This window comes from Streptococcus sp. ELY_125 (genome assembly GCF_058314535.1).
Genome location: NZ_JBZFUM010000006.1, coordinates 62633 through 82170, shown reverse-complemented (window position 1 = coordinate 82170; position 19538 = coordinate 62633). Strand labels below are relative to the sequence as shown.

Here is a 19538-nt window from a genome sequence, read left to right as displayed (position 1 = left end):
TCGCCCTAGGGAAAGTTTATTGACATAAAAAGAAAGAACCCAGTAAAACACTGAGCACTTCCCGGAGATTATGAAAAAGAAAAGTTTATTTAGGATTGACTATAGTATAGCCTAAACCACTTAAAATTAGCTTAAAATTTCCTGATTTTTTTAATTTGTTCGAACTGGGGTAATCAGCTGGATGAAGTTTTCACTATCATCACCTGGCGTTAGGGTGAAAGGCCGCACTGGTGAGATAAAGCGAATACGTACAGTTTCACTCTGTAAAGCTTTTAGAGCTTCAATCAGATAAGTTGGATTGAAACTAATAGTCAAATCACTACCGCTAGTTTCCAGAGTATCAATTTCTTCATTGACCTTTCCGACTTCCGGTGAGTTAACATGAGCTGAAACTGTACCATTAGCAATTTCTAGCTTAACTGTTCCATTTTGGGTCGCATTAGAAATCAAATGGGCCCGCTCCATAGCTGAACGAAGAGTATGGGTATCAAAGAGAATTTCCGTTTCAAATTCACTGACTAAGAGGCGATCAGTATCTGGATAAGCCCCTTCAAGCATACGCGCATAGAAGCTAATATTTTCACTTCTAAAGAGAATCTGGCTGCCAGATAAGAAGACTTCAACTGTTTCTATATCATCTGTAAAAACCGATGAGAATTCACGAAGGGAGCGACTCGGAAGGACAACATCAAAGTCATCACCTGCATTTTCCAAAACAAGTTTACGCTGACTCATACGATGAGAATCTGTTGCGACAGCCTTAAAATTTTGGTGATCTGTCAGCACCAAATGAATCCCTGTTAAAATGGGACGACTTTCTTGTGTACTAGCAGCAAATGCTGTTTCAGCAATTAAAGTTTTCAGCACCTTTGTATCAAAAATCAAGGGATTGCTAGTAGGAACCTCTTGGAGACGAGGATACTGCTCAACATCTTTTCCTTTAAGGGTAATTTCTGACTTTCCACTAGTTAGCACCACTTGGTGGTGGTCAATCTCTTTAAAATCAAGACTGACATCTGGCAAACTCGAAACAATATTGATAAAGAAATTTGCCTCAAGCAAAATACTACCAGTTTCTGTAATTAAAAGTCCTGCATTATCATTTGTACTAGCAATAGAATTTTCAATAGAAATTTGTCCATTAGAACCTGTAAGCGTAATGCCAGCAGTAGTAACATCGATTTTTATACTGGATAAAATAGGGATAGCATTTTTAGAACTGATAGCTCGTTTAGTTGCATTAAGAGCTTGTAAGAAAAAAGCTTTATTGATTGAGAAGTTAATCATGATGACTCCTTTATATTTATAAGTATTAGTTTAGTAGTAGTAGTAGGTCTTGTTTATAGGGTGGAAAAATATAGACAAGCCATAGGGCATAAGGCATACAGCTTGTGCACAACCTGTGGATAAATCTCTTAAAAAAGCTTTATCTATCCACAAGTCTATTTGATCTTATTTTTAATGGTATCAATCTCAATACGCAGACTGTCATCTTGAGCAATAATGTTCTTAATTTTATTATAAGCATGAAGGACGGTTGAATGGTCACGTCCGCCAAACTCTTTACCAATTTTTGGTAGACTGTTGTCGGTCATCTCACGCGCTAAATACATAGCAACCTGACGAGCTAAGACGATATTTTGATTACGCTTAGTTGACTTGATTTCCTTAACAGTTACACCGTAAAATTTGCTAACCTGACTTTGGATTTCTTCGATAGAGACAATATTGATAATTGGTGCATCCTGTTTGCGGGCTCGAATAGCTTCTGCTGCCAGATCTACTGTAATAACATTAGCCTGCTTGAAAGTGGCAACCAAATTGATATCCTTAAGAGCACCTTCTAAATCACGAACATTAGAGTCGAACTGACCAGCCAGATACTCAATTGTATCTTGTGAAAAAGTATAAGGATAGCCCTGTTCAAGAATCTTATTAGTCAAAATAGCAATCCTAGTTTCGTAGTCTGGTGGCGTGATATCAACTGTCAATCCCCATTTAAAGCGTGTAACCAAACGTTCTTCAAGATTATTGAGATGGTCGGGTGTTCGGTCGCTGGTCAGAACAATTTGCTTATTGTTAGCATGGAGGGCATTAAATGTATTGAAAAATTCTTCCTGTGTCCCCTCTAAGGTTTTTTTAGCCAAAGACTGAATATCATCAATAAGGAGAACATCAAGGCTGCGGAAATTTTCTTTGAGCTCTTCCATAGATTCTAAGCGAATATGAGTGACGAACTCATTAATGAAGTTTTCTGCTGTAATATAGCGAACCCGCGCATTGGGATTATTTTCCAAAACCGTGTTGCCAATAGCATTGAGCAGGTGAGTCTTCCCAAGTCCTGGACCACCCCAGATGAAAAGGGGATTATAGGTCGTCCCAGGGCTATTAGCAACAGCAATAGAAGCCGCTTTAGCCCACTTGTTTTCATCCCCTTGGATAAAATTATCAAATTGATATTTAGAATTTAAATTAGAAGAGACAGAAAGGTCCTGAGTAGCTTGGTTATTGTTTTCTTGATAGTTGGTCTCTTGTCCATTACTACCAGCCTGAATATTGTTAATTTCTGCACTTTCAAAAATGTACTGGGCGTTAATCTGGGTGTTAAATACTTCAAAGCCAGCCGTAATCAAAACTTGTTGAAGGTTTTTTTCCCAAAATAATTCCTTCATGCGATCGATATAAATAATAGCTGTATCATTTTCAACTCGGATCAATTGAGCATCAAGAACGAAATACTCAAATGTCGCTTGAGTAAGATGTTCTCGAGCTAACTCAAAAACTCTATTCCAAAAAATCTGCTCATTTTCGGTCATAGATTTCTCCTTTGCTTGATAATAAGGACTTCTCCTGTTTTCCTAGTTTAATCTCGTACCGTATTTTAACATAAAAACTATAAGTTTTCCACAGGGGTGATAAAAACAATTCACATTGTTCAAAGAAGTTTTCCACAAGTTGTGGAAATGCAGTGAACTCCCCATAAAATAGGCTTTTTTGTCCACTAAATAGTGTGGAAAAAGCAAGTAGGGATGAAAGCTTTTTACACAATCTATTTCAGTCTGTTGATAATTCTGTTGAAATCGTCTTGGGATGAAAAATTGATAGAAAGTTTTCCTGAGTTCTTTGCTGTCATTGTAATAGTGACAGGTGTTCCCAAAGTGCGTGTCAATTCTTTTTCTAAATCTTCTTTAAAAAGATCTTTTGCAGGATTTGAAGGTTTTCCCTTATCCTTAGGTGAGGGGTTTAATTGTCTTTCTAGAGAACGGACAGACAATCCCTGTTTCTGGATAGTTACTAACCAAGCTTCTTGGTCAGCTTGACTGAGACCAAGTAGCAGACGAGCGTGACCTGAAGAAATGTGCCCCTCCTCTAACGCGCTTTTAGCCTTATCAGATAAATTAAGCAGCCGCAGAACATTTGTAATGTAGGGCCTTGATTTTCCCATATAGTTAGCAATATCTTCGTGTGTCATCTGATTGGTTGCTAACAGATTCTGATAAGCTTTAGCTTCCTCAATTGGATTAAGATCAGAGCGTTGTAAGTTTTCAATAATAGCCTGAATACGACTATCCTGATCAGAAAGTTCTTTGACAATAGCTGGCATCATCTCTAATCCAGCTAATTGACAGGCTCTAAAACGTCTCTCACCAGCGATTAATTCATAACCAAAAACAGGAGATTTACGGACAATAATAGGCTGAATTAAACCATTCTCCTTGATAGACTGAGCCAGTTCTCCTAATTCCTCTTGATTAAAGTGTAGGCGTGGTTGAAAAGGATTGGGAGAAATATCACTCAGCCTAATGTTTTTCAATTCTTCTGCCATGGTATTCCTTTCACAAGTTATACAGCTTAAGGGCTGCAATTATATTAAAGATAAAGCGTATAAGTTTGAAGATAAGCTTTCCGAGTTCTAATTTTATGCTATTAATTACTAGGAAGGTGAAATAGAGGTCGAAAAGTAAACAACTGAATCGTTTCTTCACAATATTTTAGCAAGTTTTATTCATAAAAAGAGAAGGCTAGGCATATTTGCCCAGCCCCATCTAAAACTACTGTTAAATTAATAAGAATACTAATGGCCTTAATCTCATTACTCATCTTCAGATGAAGAATCAAGATCTTGGCTGGTTTTATTCAGCTTAATATCAGTTGTCTTTTTATCACCATCACGGTAGAAGGTAAGTGTAACAGTATCTCCAACCTTGTGCTTATATAGTTCTTCTTGGAGTTCAGCAACCGTTTTAACCTCTTTGTCATCAATTTTTGTGATCACATCATATTCTTTCAATTTACCATCTGATGGCATGCCTTCCTGAACAGAACCAACAACAACCCCTGTAGAGACTTCATCAGGAACATCAACCCTAGCTCTAGCTGATTCACTTGCTGATCCTAAATCAGCCATAGTAATACCAAGAGCCGGACGAACAACTTTTCCATCTTTTTCCAGCTGGTTGATAGTTTTTATAGCATCGTTAGCAGGAATCGCAAACCCTAAACCTTCAACGCCTTCAACGTTAATTTTACTCGATGTGATGCCAATAACCTGACCTTCAATGTTGATAAGGGCTCCGCCTGAATTACCTGGGTTGATAGCGGCATCAGTTTGAATTGCTTTAGTATGGATAGTAGAGCCATCTTCAGCCTGTAGAGTGACATTACGATCCAAGCTAGAAACAATTCCTTGGGTTGCACTGTTGGCTAATTCGGAATCTACTGGACTACCGATAGCGATAGCAGTTTCTCCCACTTTGATTGAAGATGAATCTGCAAATTCAGCCATTTTGGAAACATCCTTGGCTTTTACCTTGATAACCGCCAAATCAGAATAAGTGTCAGAACCTACTAGTTCAGCCTTAATAGAATTTTTTGTATCTTTTTCTTTTCCTCGCAAAATAGTCAATTTCTCAGCACCGGTCACAACATGGGCGTTAGTGACAATATAAGCATCGTCGCCGTCTTTCTTATAAACAACACCAGAACCTTGACTTAAGGGAGCTAAACCATTTTCATCAACTTCAAGCCCAGAAGCTCGCACAGCATCTTCTGTCTCAGCATCGGGAACTTCCTGATAGTTAACAACGGTTACTATAGCATCCTTAGTTTTATTGATGGCTTTTGTCACATCAGATGAATTATCATATTGAACATTGCTCTTTACAGTTGGATTAAATGAAGATGTGACCCCGTTGAGCTTTAGAACAAGCAGAGAAGCCAGCAAGCCCCCTAAAAATCCAGCTAACAATATAAAAACAGGTTGAAACCACTTTTTCCAGTCAAATTTTTTCAATGGGAAAACCTCCTAAGCGCTCTTACTTATATTTATACTTTCCTACTATACCCTATTGTTTTGGAAAAATCAAGAATCCACAGCTTGTGGATAAGTTTGTTGAAAGGATTATAAAAGGCTTTTAAATAAGCAAGTTTAAGGGAAAAAATCTTGTGGAAAACTTGTGAATGAAAGTGATATGATATAATAATGTTATGAAAGTGAAAGTTATTACTGTGGGAAAACTCAAAGAAACTTATCTTAAAGATGGGATAGCTGAATATCGAAAACGCTTAAACCGTTTTAGTAAAATTGAGCTTATTGAACTTCCTGACGAGAGGATACCTGATAAAGCTAGCTCGGCTGAAATCAAGCAAATATTGGAAAAAGAAGCTGAGCGTATTATGACTAAAGTAGCTGAACGTGATTTTGTGATTGCTTTAGCCATTGAAGGGGACGAATGGTCTTCAGAAGAATTTTCCCAAAAATTGGCTGACACAGCCTTGAGAGGATATTCAGATTTCACGTTTATCATAGGTGGTAGTTTAGGCTTAGCTAACCGTGTGAAAAAACGAGCAAATCTGTTGATGAGTTTTGGAAAGTTGACTCTGCCCCACCAACTAATGCGTCTGATTCTCATGGAGCAAATCTACCGTGCTTTTATGATTCAAGCAGGCAGCCCCTATCATAAGTAAACAGCGTTTATTCTGCCATTCCTTAGTAAAGTTGAAGTCTAATGTAAGAGCCATTAAGAAGCAATAATTAAAATAAGCTTATAAGGAAAATCAGATTAATCCTACAAAGCCAGAATTTTCGATCAAACTTTATTAAGTTTAACACATGTAGCAACTTGTTTATCATATTGACAGTAGGAGTTGTATTTTGATAGAATAAGAAAGAATTGGTTCCATAGCTCAGCTGGATAGAGCATTCGCCTTCTAAGCGAACGGTCGCAGGTTCGAATCCTGCTGGAATCATCGTTTTGTGTAAGCATTCAGATCTAGTAAAGGCTGTTTTTTAATTTACGCAGAAGAGGTTAACTTAAGTTTTCGTCTAGCTCCTTAGTGAGAGGCTTTTCTCCAGCGTTTAGTAGTTTAAGGAATTTATAAAATAAAAATAGAAAATACTATTGACAGCTCACAAAGAGTAAGGTATACTATCTAAAGTCTGGTCCGTTGGTCAAGGGGTTAAGACACCGCCTTTTCACGGCGGTAACACGGGTTCGAATCCCGTACGGACTATGATAAGACTTAAGGGCTGCCCTCTAGGCAGCTTTTTAAAACATTATAAAAAATAAAAGCTTCTGGTAATTAATCTCCAGAAGCTTTTATTTTTTCTCAGACCAGAAATATCGGCTACTGCTATAGCCAATAAACAGTAGGAAACCTAATAAAGAGAGAAAACTGGCTATTTTAAAGCCATTAGGCAGGTAGTTGAGCTCAACCTTTCCTTTACCAGCCGGCACATCTATAGCCATAAAGCCTTTTTGCACCCTACGAATTTTAGCTCTGTGTCCATTGACCTTTGCTGTCCACCCCTTGTCGTAAGGAAGAGTGAAAAAGAGAGAGCCGGCTTTCTTAGCAGAATATTTCGCATGGACCTGATTGCCACTAGTTCTTACAGAGACCTTTCTATTATTAATAGTCGTCATAGCCCTCTGATAGGCTCTAGTATCAAGACCATAAAAGGTCGGTGTTTCAAAAGAAATTTGATTATTTTCAGGGAAGGTCAAAGTTACCGTAAGCTCAGTAGGTTTATTAAAATAGCCCAAATCAAAAAAGCTGTAAGCATTATCGGTTGTGTAAATATGATCTTTACCATTGACAGTAACAGTAAGGGATGATGTGGCGTCATTGCTAAAACTCAGATTAGGAATGCTGATATAGACCTGCTGATTTGGGATAGTTTGAACTTTGTAAGTAACAGCCTTTGTCTGTTCAGTTCCTGTTTCTAAATTGATACGATTATTGAAATTGGGGTGAACAGCATCGGTAGCGGATTGACTTGACAAATGTGTAAAGTACTGTTGATGAAGGCCACTCAAATGATTTAATAATAAGGCTTGGTTATCTAATGTATTGACAGTAAAAGGAAGATCCTTGTAGACACCTTTAGTAAGAATAGCCATCTGACTAGCATTTTTATTTTTATACAGTGTTAAAAGTCCAGAATTAGCGACTGATGTAAAACCGTATTTATCGATATCTTCTGCTGATAAGTTATAAGTAATATTAAATAAACTGTCAGCGATAATGGTATTGTTTTGGTAACGTAAGTTGAGATTCGTACCCGTTGACTGGAAACCCAAACGATCTAAAGTACTGCTGGAAGCTGTATTTCTGATAGAAGAAAACTGGGAAATACCGTTGTAATTAAATTTCATACTATCATTACCAGTCTGTGGCATGGTACGCTCCAGTCTAAAAAAGGTTTTCTTATCACTTTTAGCTTTTTTGACAAGACTAGTGATTTCTGTCTGTTCGCGGTTATATCCTTCGCGGGAAGGAAAAATCCATTCGTCACCCAAGCTAGTTACTTGATAATAGGAATTGAGTCCAATTTCAAAAGTAGAAAAGAGCAGAGTAAAGAGAATAAAAGCCAAGGTGCTTAACTGTTTTCTATTGAAAGACAGCAAAATAACTGCATAAGCTAGAAGGAAAGCAAGTGTCAAGATAAGGTTGACAGGTTTTAAAAAATGATAATGGGTTGTGTAAAGGAAGGTTAAGACAAAACCACTAGCTAAGGCAGAAAAAGTAACAATCAGAAAATTAGGTTGAAACTCTTTAATATGTGATAGACTTTCAGCAGCCATTAGGATGATTAAAAGAGAAAAGAGCCAGGCATAGCGATGCAAGAACATATTCGGCGTATGCATTCCCTGCCAGATTAAATCCAGTGGGCTAAGATAAAAACTAGCGACCATAAAACCTAACAATAATCCATAAGCTAGTTTAACTGGCCACTTGAGTGTTCGTAGGCTAAAGAAAATGAGAGCGAGGGATAAAGGGAAAAGTCCTACATAAATCATTGGAATAGCGCCAAACTTAGTCGTATCATAGGCACCGACAAAATTTTTAGCAAAAATATCAAAGAACCATACCTTTTCAGATAAGAGACTATTAAATTGAGAAAACTCCTCACCGTGAGTTGACAGGTCCAAATAGCTCGGTAACAGCATAATAGAAGCGGTCAAACCCGATAGTATTGACACAACTGTAAAGTCTAAAAATTTTCTAAAGACTAACTTCCAACGAAAATCTCGACTAAGTTGAACCAGAAAATAGAGTGTCAGGAATATGGCCATCATAAAACCAAAATAATAATTTTGGATAAAGAGTAAACTTAGTGTCAAGTAATAAAGCCAAAATTTCTGTTTATCTAATAGGAAGTGGAGTCCCAAAATAATAAGGGGAGCAAGTATAAAAACATCCAGCCAAGTATTGATTTCAAGCTGACTAACGGCAAAACTCATCAAAGAATAGGAGCTTGATAAGCTAATAGTAAGCGCTTGTTTAATATTGACAAAGAGTTGTTTCAGTGTAAACGACATTGACAATCCGATTAATCCGAATTTTATCAAAGTAAAAAGGTAGATGGCGTCTGCCATTGATTTTACAGAAAAGAAATAATAAAACGGCGATAGAAAAGATCCTAAATAATAGCTTATTAAAGCGTAAAAATTCAGTCCCAAACCACTAGTAAAAGTGTAAAATAGGCTGTCACTGCCGTGCAAGATGTTGCGGAGTTGGGTTGCAAAAATAACATACTGATGAAAACCGTCACTTGCTAATATAGTAGTCTTACTACCCCAGTAAATTCCCTTTGACCAGAGGGCAACTAACATGATAAAAGTAGGAATTAAAAAAGATAAACTATAAAAAAGAAGGTTGACTTTATGCTTAGTAAAAAAATTTTTCATGGTATTTGAGAAAAAGAGTCTGAGACACCTACGTTTCAGACTCTGCGAATGTTGTGGATCTTACCTCTCAGCGAGATAGCATTATTGCCATAGTTCTTGGACCTTAGTCTGAACTTCTGTATTTTCAAGAAACTCATCATATGTTTCATCGATACGGTCGATAACCCCATTTCTAGAAATGACAACGATATGATTGGCTAAGGTTTGAATAAATTCATGGTCGTGACTAGCAAAGATAATGGATTCTTTGAAATCTTTGAGGCCATCATTAAGACTGGAAATGGATTCCAAGTCCAAGTGATTTGTTGGGTCATCTAAAACAAGAACATTAGATTTAAGAAGCATGAGCTTAGACAGCATCACGCGCACTTTTTCTCCCCCTGATAAAACGTTAACGGACTTATTAACTTCATCACCGGAGAAGAGCATACGTCCTAGGAAACCACGCAGGAAGGTATTATCATCTTCCTCCTTAGAAGCAAACTGGCGCAGCCACTCGAGAATAGACTCGCCAGACGCGAAGTCTTTAGAGTTATCTTTTGGCAGATAAGAGCGGCTGGTAGTGACACCCCACTTGATGGTTCCCTCATACTCAATTTCTCCCATTAGAGCTCGAATAAGGGCTGTAGTCTGGATATCGCTTTCTCCGATGAGGGCGGTCTTATCACCTGGACGTAGAATAAAGCTAATCTTATCAAGAATTTTTTCACCATCAATAGTGACAGAGAGGTTCTCAACACTCAAAAGATCATTACCAATCTCACGTTCAGACTTAAAGCTGATAAATGGATATTTACGACTAGATGGGACAATCTCTTCTAACTCAATTTTATCCAGCATCTTTTTACGGGATGTCGCTTGTTTAGATTTTGAAGCGTTAGCTGAGAAACGGGCAACAAACTCCTGCAATTCCTTAATTTTTTCCTCTGCTTTAGCATTGCGGTCAGCCTGTAGTTTTGCGGCCAGTTCAGAAGACTCCTTCCAGAAGTCATAGTTACCAACGTAAAGCTGAATCTTACCGAAGTCAAGATCAGCCATGTGGGTGCAGACCTTATTTAAAAAGTGGCGGTCGTGAGATACAACGATAACGGTATTTTCAAAATCGATTAAGAAATCTTCCAACCAAGCAATAGACTGAATATCAAGACCATTGGTCGGCTCATCCAAAAGAAGAACATCTGGCTTGCCAAAGAGAGCCTTGGCAAGGAGAACCTTAACCTTGTCTCCATTACTAAGCTCGCTCATATTTTGGTAGTGAAGCTCTTCAAGAATATTGAGATTTTGCAGGAGTTGAGAGGCTTCACTCTCAGCTTCCCAGCCGCCTAATTCAGCAAAAACACCTTCAAGCTCGGCAGCACGAACCCCATCTTCTTCGGAAAAATCGGCCTTCATATAAATGGCATCCTTCTCCTTCATAACCTTATAGAGCCGCTCATTTCCCATGATAACAACATCAATAACGCGCTCTTCTTCGTAGTCAAAATGGTTTTGACGAAGGACAGATAGACGCTCATCTGGGCCGAGCGTCACGTGGCCGGTTGTTGGCTCAATGTCACCAGCCAAGATTTTTAGGAAGGTGGATTTCCCAGCACCGTTGGCTCCGATTAATCCATAAGTGTTGCCAGCTGTAAAGTTGATATTGACATCATCAAAAAGCTTGCGGTCGCTAAAGCGCAGTGAAATATTTGAAACTGTGAGCAATGAAACTACCTCTTTATCTTCTATAAACTGTCTTTCATTCTACTAGAAATAGGCCGATTTTTCAAACTAAAGCCGTTTATCTAAAATAAGTTAAAAGAAAGCTTTAGTAAGGAATTCTTGGAAAAGCAGCTGGTAAAGACTTCTGCATAAGAGCTACGTGTCCAACAAGATTTATGATATAATTTAAAGAGCTATTCAAACAAAAACTAGGGGTAAAATAATGACGAAACCAATTATTCTGACAGGCGATCGGCCGACAGGTAAACTTCACATTGGACACTATGTAGGTAGTTTGCAGAACCGTGTTCAACTGCAAAATCAAGATAAGTATAAAATGTTTGTCTTCTTGGCGGATCAGCAGGCTTTAACAGATCACGCAAAAGATCCGCAAACAATCGTTGATTCTATCGGTAATGTAGCTTTAGACTATTTGGCAGCAGGCCTTAATCCTGAACAATCGACAATTTTTATTCAAAGTCAGATTCCGGAGTTAGCCGAATTAACCATGTATTACATGAATCTGGTGTCTTTAGCCCGTCTAGAGCGCAATCCTACTGTCAAAACAGAGATTGCACAAAAAGAATTTGGTGAATCCATTCCTACAGGCTTTTTGGTTTATCCTATTGCACAGGCAGCAGATATTACGGCCTTTAAGGCGAATTTTGTTCCTGTTGGTAATGATCAAAAGCCCATGATTGAACAGACCCGCGAAATTGTGCGTAGTTTTAATCATGCTTATAATACTGATGTTCTGGTCGAACCAGAAGGCATCTATCCTGAAAATGAGTCGGCGGGTCGCCTGCCAGGCCTTGATGGCAATGCCAAAATGTCCAAGTCTTTAGGCAACGGGATTTATCTAGCTGATGACGCAGACACACTCAAGAAAAAAGTCATGAGCATGTATACTGATCCCAATCATATAAAAATTGAAGATCCTGGAAAGATCGAAGGGAATATGGTCTTCCATTATTTAGATGTCTTTGGACGTGAGGAAGATCAAGCAGATATTAAGGCTATGAAAGACCATTATCAACGTGGTGGCTTAGGTGATGTCAAAACAAAACGTTACCTTTTAGAAATCTTGGAGCGTGAGCTAGGGCCTATTCGTGAACGCCGCTCGGAGCTCGCAAAGGATATGGGCGAGGTCTATCGCATGTTAGAAAAAGGAAGCCAAGCAGCCCGTCAAACTGCTGCCCAAACCTTAGATGATGTTAAGTCAGCCATGGGGTTAAAATACTTTTAAACTTTAATTGAATTCAAGCTCTTTTTGAGCCTTGGGTTCTTTTTATTTTCATAAAATTTTGCGCCGATTGTTATTGACAAAAATTTTTAGCATGATATGATTATATACTAATAATAAGAGCTCTTGAGGCTAAATATCTTATAGAAAAGAGGATGGATTTGATGTCAAATTGGGACACTAAATTTTTGAAAAAAGGCTATACCTTCGATGATGTTTTGCTTATTCCGGCAGAAAGTCATGTACTTCCAAATGAAGTTAATATGCAGACGAAACTGGCAGCGAATTTGACATTAAACATTCCTATCATTACTGCTGCCATGGACACTGTAACTGAAAGCGGTATGGCTATTGCTATGGCGCGTGCTGGGGGCTTGGGTGTAATCCATAAAAATATGTCAATCGAAGCTCAGGCTGAAGAAGTCCGTAAGGTAAAACGTTCAGAAAATGGCGTCATCATTGACCCATTCTTCCTAACACCAGAGCATACTGTTGCAGAAGCAGATGAATTGATGGGGCGTTATCGCATTTCTGGTGTTCCAGTTGTAGAAACTCTGGAAAATCGTAAATTAGTCGGTATTCTTACCAACCGTGATATGCGTTTTATTTCTGATTATAGCCAGCCGATCAAGACTTACATGACTAGTGACAATCTAGTGACGGCTCCAGTAGGCACGGATCTAAAGACAGCTGAAGCTATCCTACAACAACATCGCATTGAGAAATTACCTTTGGTTGACGATAACGGTCGTTTATCTGGTTTGATTACCATCAAAGATATTGAAAAAGTTATTGAGTTTCCTAATGCTGCCAAGGATGAATTTGGTCGCCTCTTAGTAGCGGCTGCAGTCGGTGTTACTTCAGATACGTTTGAGCGGGCAACAGCTCTCTTTGAAGCTGGTGCAGATGCCATTGTTATTGACACAGCTCATGGTCACTCAGCTGGTGTTCTTCGCAAAATTGCTGAGATCCGCTCAACCTTCCCAGATAAGACCTTGATTGCTGGTAATATTGCAACTGCTGAAGGAGCGCGTGCCCTCTATGAAGCAGGTATCGATGTGGTTAAGGTAGGTATCGGCCCAGGTTCAATCTGTACAACCCGTGTTGTAGCCGGTGTTGGTGTTCCTCAAATCACTGCTATCTACGATGCAGCTGGTGTTGCTCGTGAATACGGTAAGACGATTATTGCTGACGGTGGTATCAAGTATTCTGGTGATATCGTCAAAGCCCTAGCTGCTGGTGGCCATGCTGTCATGCTTGGTTCCATGCTGGCAGGTACCGATGAAGCTCCTGGTGAAACAGAAATCTTCCAAGGACGTAAATTCAAGACTTACCGTGGTATGGGATCTGTTGCTGCTATGAAGAAGGGATCTAGCGACCGCTACTTCCAAGGTTCTGTTAATGAAGCTAATAAGCTTGTTCCAGAAGGAATTGAAGGCCGTGTAGCTTATAAAGGTGCTGCTGCTGATATTGTCTTCCAATTGGTCGGTGGTATTAAGTCAGGCATGGGCTACACTGGTGCTGCAGATATTCCAGCCCTTCACGATAAAGCCCAATTTATCGAAATGTCAGGTGCTGGTCTAATCGAAAGCCATCCTCACGATGTGCAAATTACCAATGAAGCTCCAAACTACTCTGTTCAATAAAAAATATAAGAGTATAAAAATAAAAACTGGTAGACAATTAAAAACCGAGTTTAAGGATCAAAGGGCCTCAAACTCGGTTTTCTATTTTTCTGGAATTCCTTATTTAGATTTTTGGATAGGTTATGACATTAAGTAATAAAGTATTTCCACAGTATCTACATTTTTAGTGTAAATATAGTTGACAGAAAGTTGACGGTTTTAAATATCGAAACAACAATATCTCCCCTAATTCTTTATATCTCCCTTATCGACTGTAAATATTTTAAGATTGTCAGGTAATTGATGAAGATGCTCTAAACTTGTCGTTGTAATAAAAGTTTGAACATTTGTCTTAATCCCTTCTAGTAATTTCAGCTGTCGATGATTATCAAGTTCACTCATAACATCATCAAGCAAAAGAATAGGCTGATCACCTGTTGCTGCCTTGATGAGCTCAATTTCTGCCATCTTTACTGACAGTATCAAACTGCGCTGCTGCCCTTGGCTACCAAATGAAGCATTCATCCCATTGATAAAAAAAGACAGATCATCACGATGAGGGCCTACTCCAGTATTTTTTTTAAAGCTATCACGACTGAAACTTTTAGATAGCTGCTCTAAAAACCTCTGCTTAATGTCTGATTTATCTGGAATATTGACAGAAGGTTGATAGGTAATAGTAAGGTCTTCTAACTGGTTAGAAATCGTATAGTGATGTTTGCTGGCTTCTTGTTCCAAATCCTGTATAAATTTGAAGCGATGTTCCATAACCTTACTGCCATAGTCAGTTAATTGCTCGTCAATAACAGCCAGATAATCTTTATCAATCTTTTCAGCTGATTTAAGGTAAGCATTGCGTTGCTTCAACACATGATTGTAATTGGATAAATCTGAGAGGTAAATAGGTCTTATCTGCCCCAAATCAATATCTAAAAATTTACGCCTCAGACTAGGTGCTCCCTTTACAAGCTGTAAATCTTCAGGTGCAAAAAGAACAACAGTCATATGTCCGACATAATCGGACAGTTTAGTCTGCTTGAGATAGTTAACCTTAGTTGTCCGCCCTTTGTCAGATAGATTGATTTCTAAAGGAAGTTTTCCGCTTGTTCGTCTCAAAAGTCCTGAAACTGACAGTTCATTGGCCTGAAAATTGATGAGCTCTTTGTCTGAACGCGTTCGATGGCTGCGTGTTAGAGCTAAAAAATAAATAGCTTCGAGAAAATTCGTCTTTCCTTGGGCATTTTGACCCACAAAAACATTTAGGTTACTGGAGAATTCTGCAGTTACATCTTGATAGTTTCGAAAATTTTTAAGTGCAATAGATTCGAGCCACATCTTTAAGTCCCCGGAAATTTTACAGGTCCCCGGCCTGTAGGCTGCGTCTGTCCCCGCTTTTCTTGCTTTTTGTTCATCTTTTTAACTATAGCAGCGACACGCTCTTTTTCTGCTTGTTCTTCTTGATGTTGAGCCAACTCTTTAGAATTAGGAGCAACTAGATTAATTGTTAATTGACGACTGGGAATCTCAATTTTATCTCCAACCCTTAACTTTTTACGGCGGCGCTTCTCATCTTCACCGTTAAAGAGGACGGTAGTATCAGCTAAGAAAGGTTTGACAGCACCACCACTGGAAATAACCCGTAAATCTTTCAACAGGGACTGTAAAAGAATATAGTCTTCAAAGAGTTTGTATTCCATACCCACCTCAACTTTCTAATGAGAATATTATAGCATAAAATGCTATAATTTAAGTCAATAACTAACTTAGAGGAAAGCAGATGAAACTAGTTGATGGTGTTAATTTACACCTCATTAAGACGGATAAATTTAAAACCAATCATATTACCCTACGCTTTACAGGTAAACGCCAAAAAGAAACTATTGCCCGCCGCGTATTAGTTGCACAGATGCTGGCTTTAGCAAACGAGACCTACCCAAGTTATCGAGCCTTTAAAAGGGCTTTAGCTGATTTATACGGTGCTAGTGTATCAACGAGTGTGTCAACTAAGGGTAAGGCTCATATCGTTGACATTGATATTGAATTTTTGAGCAGTCGCTTTACTTTGAATAAGGAAGAATTGTTGGATAAAATCTTTGACATTCTTTACAGCATTCTTTACAGACCCTTGATTAGTTTGGAACAATTTCAATCCAAGATTTTTGATATAGAAAAAGACAACCTTATATCCTATCTCAAGGCAGACAAGGAGGATTCTTTTTATTACAGTGAATTGAACTTGCGTAAACTTTATTTTCAAGATCCTGATTTACAGCTTTCCAAGTATAGTTCCGATGAGTTAGTTGCGCAAGAAAACTCTTTTACAGCCTATCAAGAATTGCAAAAAATGCTTAAGGAAGATCAGATTGATATTTTTGTTTTAGGTGATAGTGAGGGTTATGCTATTGTAGATAAACTCAATCAATTTCCTTTTAAAGAAAGACAGCTTTACACCTATGTCAACTACCAAGAAGAAAAGCGAGAGGTAACGACAGAAAAAATAGAACGGCGTTTAGATAACCAATCTGTTTTACAATTAGGTTATCATCTTCCTGTTCATTATGGGGATAAAGACTATCCAGCTGCCCAGATTTTAAATGGCATGTTAGGGGCCTATGCTCACTCGCGACTTTTCACAGAAGTGAGGGAAAAAGCAGGCTTAGTTTACACGATAGCCAGTGACTTAGATGGTTATACAGGATTACTACAGATTTACGCCGGAGTTGATAAGTCTGATCGTGAAAAGGTGCTGGCTCTTATCAATAAACAGTGGCATGACTTTAAATTAGGCCGTTTTTCAAGTCATTTGCTAGAACAGACTAAAGAATTTCTGCAAATCCAATCCCAGTTGGCAGCAGATGATCCCAAAATCCTAATTGAAAGAACTTATAATGAGACAGTTGTTTTGAGTAAACAAGTTAACTTTACAAAGTGGCTTCAGGCTGTAAAGAAAGTATCCAAAGCTGATATTGTACACCTAGCGAGGAAAACCCATTTACAAGCTGTCTATTTTTTGGAAGGAGTTCAATGACATGCTAGAGGAGAAAAACTATCCTTGTTTTGGCGAAAGCCTGTATAAGACGACCCTCAAAAATGGCTTAAAGCTTTGCTTGCTTCCTAAACCAGGGTTTTCAGAAATGTCAGCCTTGCTGCAAGTTGATTTTGGGGCTCTCGATCCTCTCCCAATCGACGAGGAAACAGCAGACAATGGATCTCCTGCTGGACTCGCTCATTTTTTAGAACATAAACTTTTTGAACTGCCCAATCATAGGGATGCTGCTCAAAAGTTCTCTGATTTATCAGTTGAGAGTAATGCTTTTACCGGTTTTGAAAAAACAGCTTTTTATTTTACAAGTTTAGGATTCAATGGACAGGCTTTGGAATTGTTGCAAAGTTTTCCAATGACTGCAGATTTTGATCAAGAATCAGTTGATAGGGAGAAGAAAATTATCGAACAAGAGATTGACATGTATCTTGACGATGTTGACTATAAACTTTACAATTCTATTTTAGCGAATTTGTATCCAAATACTAAACTCTCTAACGATGTTGCTGGCGACCGCAAGAGCCTATCAGAAATAACGTTAAATGCGCTAGAAAACAGCCATAAAGCTTATTATCATCCAGCAAACATGACCCTTTTTGTTGTTGGAAATTTTGACAAGAATATCCTGCTTACTGAGGTCGAAAAAACGCAAAGCAAGTTTACAGATAGCTTGACAAAACTTGACAAAAAACCGCTAAAATTGACAAAGAATATTAAGCGAAAATCAACCAGTTTTGATACCGCAAGACCCAAACTAGCTTTTGGTATTAGACTACCAGAATTAGCAAAAGGATCAATTCTCCGGCAAAAAGTCGGTCTGCGCCTCTTTTTCTCCCTGCTTTTTGGCTGGACCAGCAGGACCTACCAAAGTTGGTATGACCAAAAACTTATTGATGATTCCTTTGATATTGATATAGAGGTCTCCCGTCGTTTTCAATTTATTTTGCTAACAGCAGATACGCTGCAACCCATTAAATTAGTCAATCAAATTAGAGAGAGTTTGAAGCACTTCCTAATATCAGATGACATGAACCAAGAACATTTGACCTTGCTCAAGCGGGAAACTTATGGAGACTTCTTGAGGAGCTTAGATTCAATGGAGCATCTCCTTACTCAGCTGGCTGCCTATGAAACTGATGAAGAGGCTTATTTAGATTTACCCACAATTTTGAATCAGTTGACTCTGGGAGATGTTAAGCAGATTGGACAAGACCTTGTCAGGGAAATGGAAGTTTCAGAATTTACTATCTTTCCAAACTAGTTATAAAATAGTTTGAAATTTGGTATAATAAAAGGCAGTTGATTATTTTGAGGTGTTAGTATGAAGAAAAAGAGCATCGGTCAGGTTTTACGCGACGCTCGTCAAGCAAAAGATTTGACTGTAGAGCAGGTTTCAGAAGATTTGGAACTGCCTATGCAGTACATTACAGTTATGGAGCTCAACCAGTTTAAATTTGTCAGAGAAGGGCAGGTTACAGATTACCTGACTAGGTACGGTGATTATTTAGAATTAGATAGTCAACTTTTATTGGAAGGGTATCAAAATCCTGATTTTGAAATTGAAGTTGACGAAGATGAACCCCAAGAGGAAGAAGAAACAGCAGGCCAAGAGCAGGAACCTGATAAGTGGAAATGGCTCCGATCGGAGCGCTTTGATTATGTAGAAGATGATCCTAACAGAAGGCTCCCTTTAGTCATTTTATCTTTGCTCAGTCTTCTCATGGTCGGTTTAATTGGTACAGCTGTCTATTTTCAATGGGAACAAGAAACGAGCGCAACTGCTCCTAGATCCTCTTTAAAAGCGGTGGGATCAAGCACTCAACAAACAGGACCATCAGAGTCGTCAACTTCTAGTCAATCCAGCTTGACAGCTAAGACCAGAGGTTCTTATACGACAGTGAAACTTACCGGTGATACACCCCCTAAGGTTACTATTGAGATTTCTCAAGATTTTGAGGACGAAAACCTTATCAGGGTTACCAATTCAGACCTAGATAAAAAGGGACTCGCCTTAGGTGGGGAAAATAAGAGTGTTACTGTTACATTAGCACCTAATGTTGATAAATCTGTCATTACCCTTGACAAAGTTGACCATGTAACTGTCAAGATTAATGGACAGACCCTCGATCTCTCAAACCTTAACAAAGACAATACAAACTATATTACCCTCACCCTTAACTAAGAAAGAAATTATTATGACAAAAAAAGAAAACCTTCCAAATCTTTTAACCTTAATCCGTATCATAATGATACCGATTTTCTTGCTCTTAACCTCTATTCCAAGTGACACCAAATGGCATCTTCTAGCAGCTTTGGTATTTGCAGTTGCCAGCTTTACAGATTATTTGGATGGCTATCTAGCTCGCAAATGGCAGGTTGTAACCAACTTTGGTAAATTTGCAGATCCCCTAGCCGACAAGATGTTAGTTATGTCAGCCTTCATCATGATTGTTGGGATGGACTTAGCTCCTGCTTGGATTTCGGCTATTATTATTTGCCGGGAACTGGCTGTTACAGGTCTGCGTCTTCTTCTAGTGGAGACGGGTGGGCAAGTCTTAGCCGCTGCTATGCCGGGGAAAATTAAGACAGTTACACAAATGCTAGCTATTATCCTCCTTTTGTGTCACCTACCCCTACTAGGGACTATTATGCTCTACATTGCTCTCTTCTTTACCATATATTCTGGTTATGATTACTTCAAAGGAGCGGGCTACCTTTTCAAAGATACCTTTCAGTAA

The 19538-nt window shown here is 38.6% G+C and carries 15 protein-coding genes and 2 tRNA genes; 9 read left to right on the top strand and 8 right to left on the bottom strand.

What is annotated here, in order from left to right:
* Positions 1-150 precede the first annotated feature (150 nt).
* From dnaN to AC4HAL_RS04245, 4 genes are all read right to left on the bottom strand, one after another.
* Positions 151-1287 (bottom strand): DNA polymerase III subunit beta, encoded by a 1137-nt coding sequence (dnaN, locus tag AC4HAL_RS04260; RefSeq protein ID WP_491093133.1) that lies wholly within the window; start codon positions 1285-1287, stop codon positions 151-153.
* Positions 1288-1442: 155 nt separating this feature from the next.
* Positions 1443-2816, bottom strand: coding sequence for a chromosomal replication initiator protein DnaA (gene dnaA / locus AC4HAL_RS04255; protein ID WP_447452910.1), 1374 nt, complete (start codon positions 2814-2816; stop codon positions 1443-1445).
* A 233-nt stretch (positions 2817-3049) separates the two neighbouring features.
* Positions 3050-3826, bottom strand: a complete 777-nt coding sequence (locus AC4HAL_RS04250; protein WP_491093132.1) for a ParB/RepB/Spo0J family partition protein — start codon at positions 3824-3826, stop codon at positions 3050-3052.
* A gap of 267 nt (positions 3827-4093) precedes the next feature.
* Complete coding sequence (locus AC4HAL_RS04245; protein WP_491093131.1) at positions 4094-5293, bottom strand: S1C family serine protease; 1200 nt, start codon at positions 5291-5293, stop codon at positions 4094-4096.
* 194 nt (positions 5294-5487) lie between these two features.
* Here AC4HAL_RS04245 and rlmH point away from each other — a divergent pair, with 194 nt between their 5' ends.
* The 3 genes from rlmH to AC4HAL_RS04230 all read left to right on the top strand — a co-directional run bounded on the left by rlmH (position 5488) and on the right by AC4HAL_RS04230 (position 6513).
* The gene (gene rlmH, locus AC4HAL_RS04240) at positions 5488-5967 is read left to right on the top strand and encodes a 23S rRNA (pseudouridine(1915)-N(3))-methyltransferase RlmH (RefSeq protein WP_491093130.1); all 480 of its coding nucleotides are present in this window, start codon (positions 5488-5490) and stop codon (positions 5965-5967) included.
* Positions 5968-6175: 208 nt separating this feature from the next.
* Positions 6176-6249, top strand: a tRNA-Arg gene (locus AC4HAL_RS04235).
* Between the two features lie 192 nt (positions 6250-6441).
* Positions 6442-6513 (top strand) — tRNA-Glu (locus tag AC4HAL_RS04230).
* A gap of 86 nt (positions 6514-6599) precedes the next feature.
* Here the strand turns inward: AC4HAL_RS04230 and AC4HAL_RS04225 are convergent.
* Positions 6600-9191, bottom strand: coding sequence for a YfhO family protein (locus AC4HAL_RS04225; RefSeq protein WP_491093129.1), 2592 nt, complete (start codon positions 9189-9191; stop codon positions 6600-6602).
* An 81-nt stretch (positions 9192-9272) separates the two neighbouring features.
* Positions 9273-10892, bottom strand: a complete 1620-nt coding sequence (locus AC4HAL_RS04220; RefSeq protein ID WP_491093128.1) for an ATP-binding cassette domain-containing protein — start codon at positions 10890-10892, stop codon at positions 9273-9275.
* A gap of 220 nt (positions 10893-11112) precedes the next feature.
* Between AC4HAL_RS04220 and trpS the strand changes: the two genes are divergently transcribed.
* Entirely contained in the window at positions 11113-12135 is a 1023-nt protein-coding gene (gene trpS, locus AC4HAL_RS04215) for a tryptophan--tRNA ligase (RefSeq protein ID WP_491093127.1), read from the top strand.
* A gap of 161 nt (positions 12136-12296) precedes the next feature.
* Positions 12297-13778 carry an IMP dehydrogenase gene (guaB, locus tag AC4HAL_RS04210; protein WP_491093126.1) on the top strand — a complete coding sequence of 494 codons (1482 nt, stop codon included), beginning with the start codon at positions 12297-12299 and terminating at the stop codon, positions 13776-13778.
* Positions 13779-14003: 225 nt separating this feature from the next.
* On the opposite strand, the gene recF is transcribed toward guaB, so the two are convergent.
* On the bottom strand, positions 14004-15092 hold the full coding sequence (gene recF / locus AC4HAL_RS04205) for a DNA replication/repair protein RecF (protein ID WP_491093125.1): 1089 nt from the start codon (positions 15090-15092) through the stop codon (positions 14004-14006).
* A 2-nt stretch (positions 15093-15094) separates the two neighbouring features.
* Positions 15095-15454, bottom strand: coding sequence for an RNA-binding S4 domain-containing protein (locus tag AC4HAL_RS04200; RefSeq protein ID WP_491093124.1), 360 nt, complete (start codon positions 15452-15454; stop codon positions 15095-15097).
* Between the two features lie 80 nt (positions 15455-15534).
* Between AC4HAL_RS04200 and yfmF the strand changes: the two genes are divergently transcribed.
* The 4 genes from yfmF to pgsA are packed head-to-tail and all read left to right on the top strand — an operon-like array spanning position 15535 to position 19538.
* The gene (gene yfmF / locus AC4HAL_RS04195) at positions 15535-16785 is read left to right on the top strand and encodes an EF-P 5-aminopentanol modification-associated protein YfmF (RefSeq protein ID WP_491093123.1); all 1251 of its coding nucleotides are present in this window, start codon (positions 15535-15537) and stop codon (positions 16783-16785) included.
* Position 16786: 1 nt separating this feature from the next.
* Positions 16787-18061: an EF-P 5-aminopentanol modification-associated protein YfmH gene (gene yfmH / locus AC4HAL_RS04190; protein WP_491093122.1), complete on the top strand. Its 1275-nt coding sequence runs from the start codon at positions 16787-16789 to the stop codon at positions 18059-18061.
* Between the two features lie 60 nt (positions 18062-18121).
* Entirely contained in the window at positions 18122-18982 is an 861-nt protein-coding gene (locus AC4HAL_RS04185; RefSeq protein ID WP_491093121.1) for a helix-turn-helix domain-containing protein, read from the top strand.
* A gap of 13 nt (positions 18983-18995) precedes the next feature.
* A complete protein-coding gene (gene pgsA, locus AC4HAL_RS04180) occupies positions 18996-19538 on the top strand; it encodes a CDP-diacylglycerol--glycerol-3-phosphate 3-phosphatidyltransferase (protein ID WP_491093120.1) in 543 nt (180 codons plus the stop codon).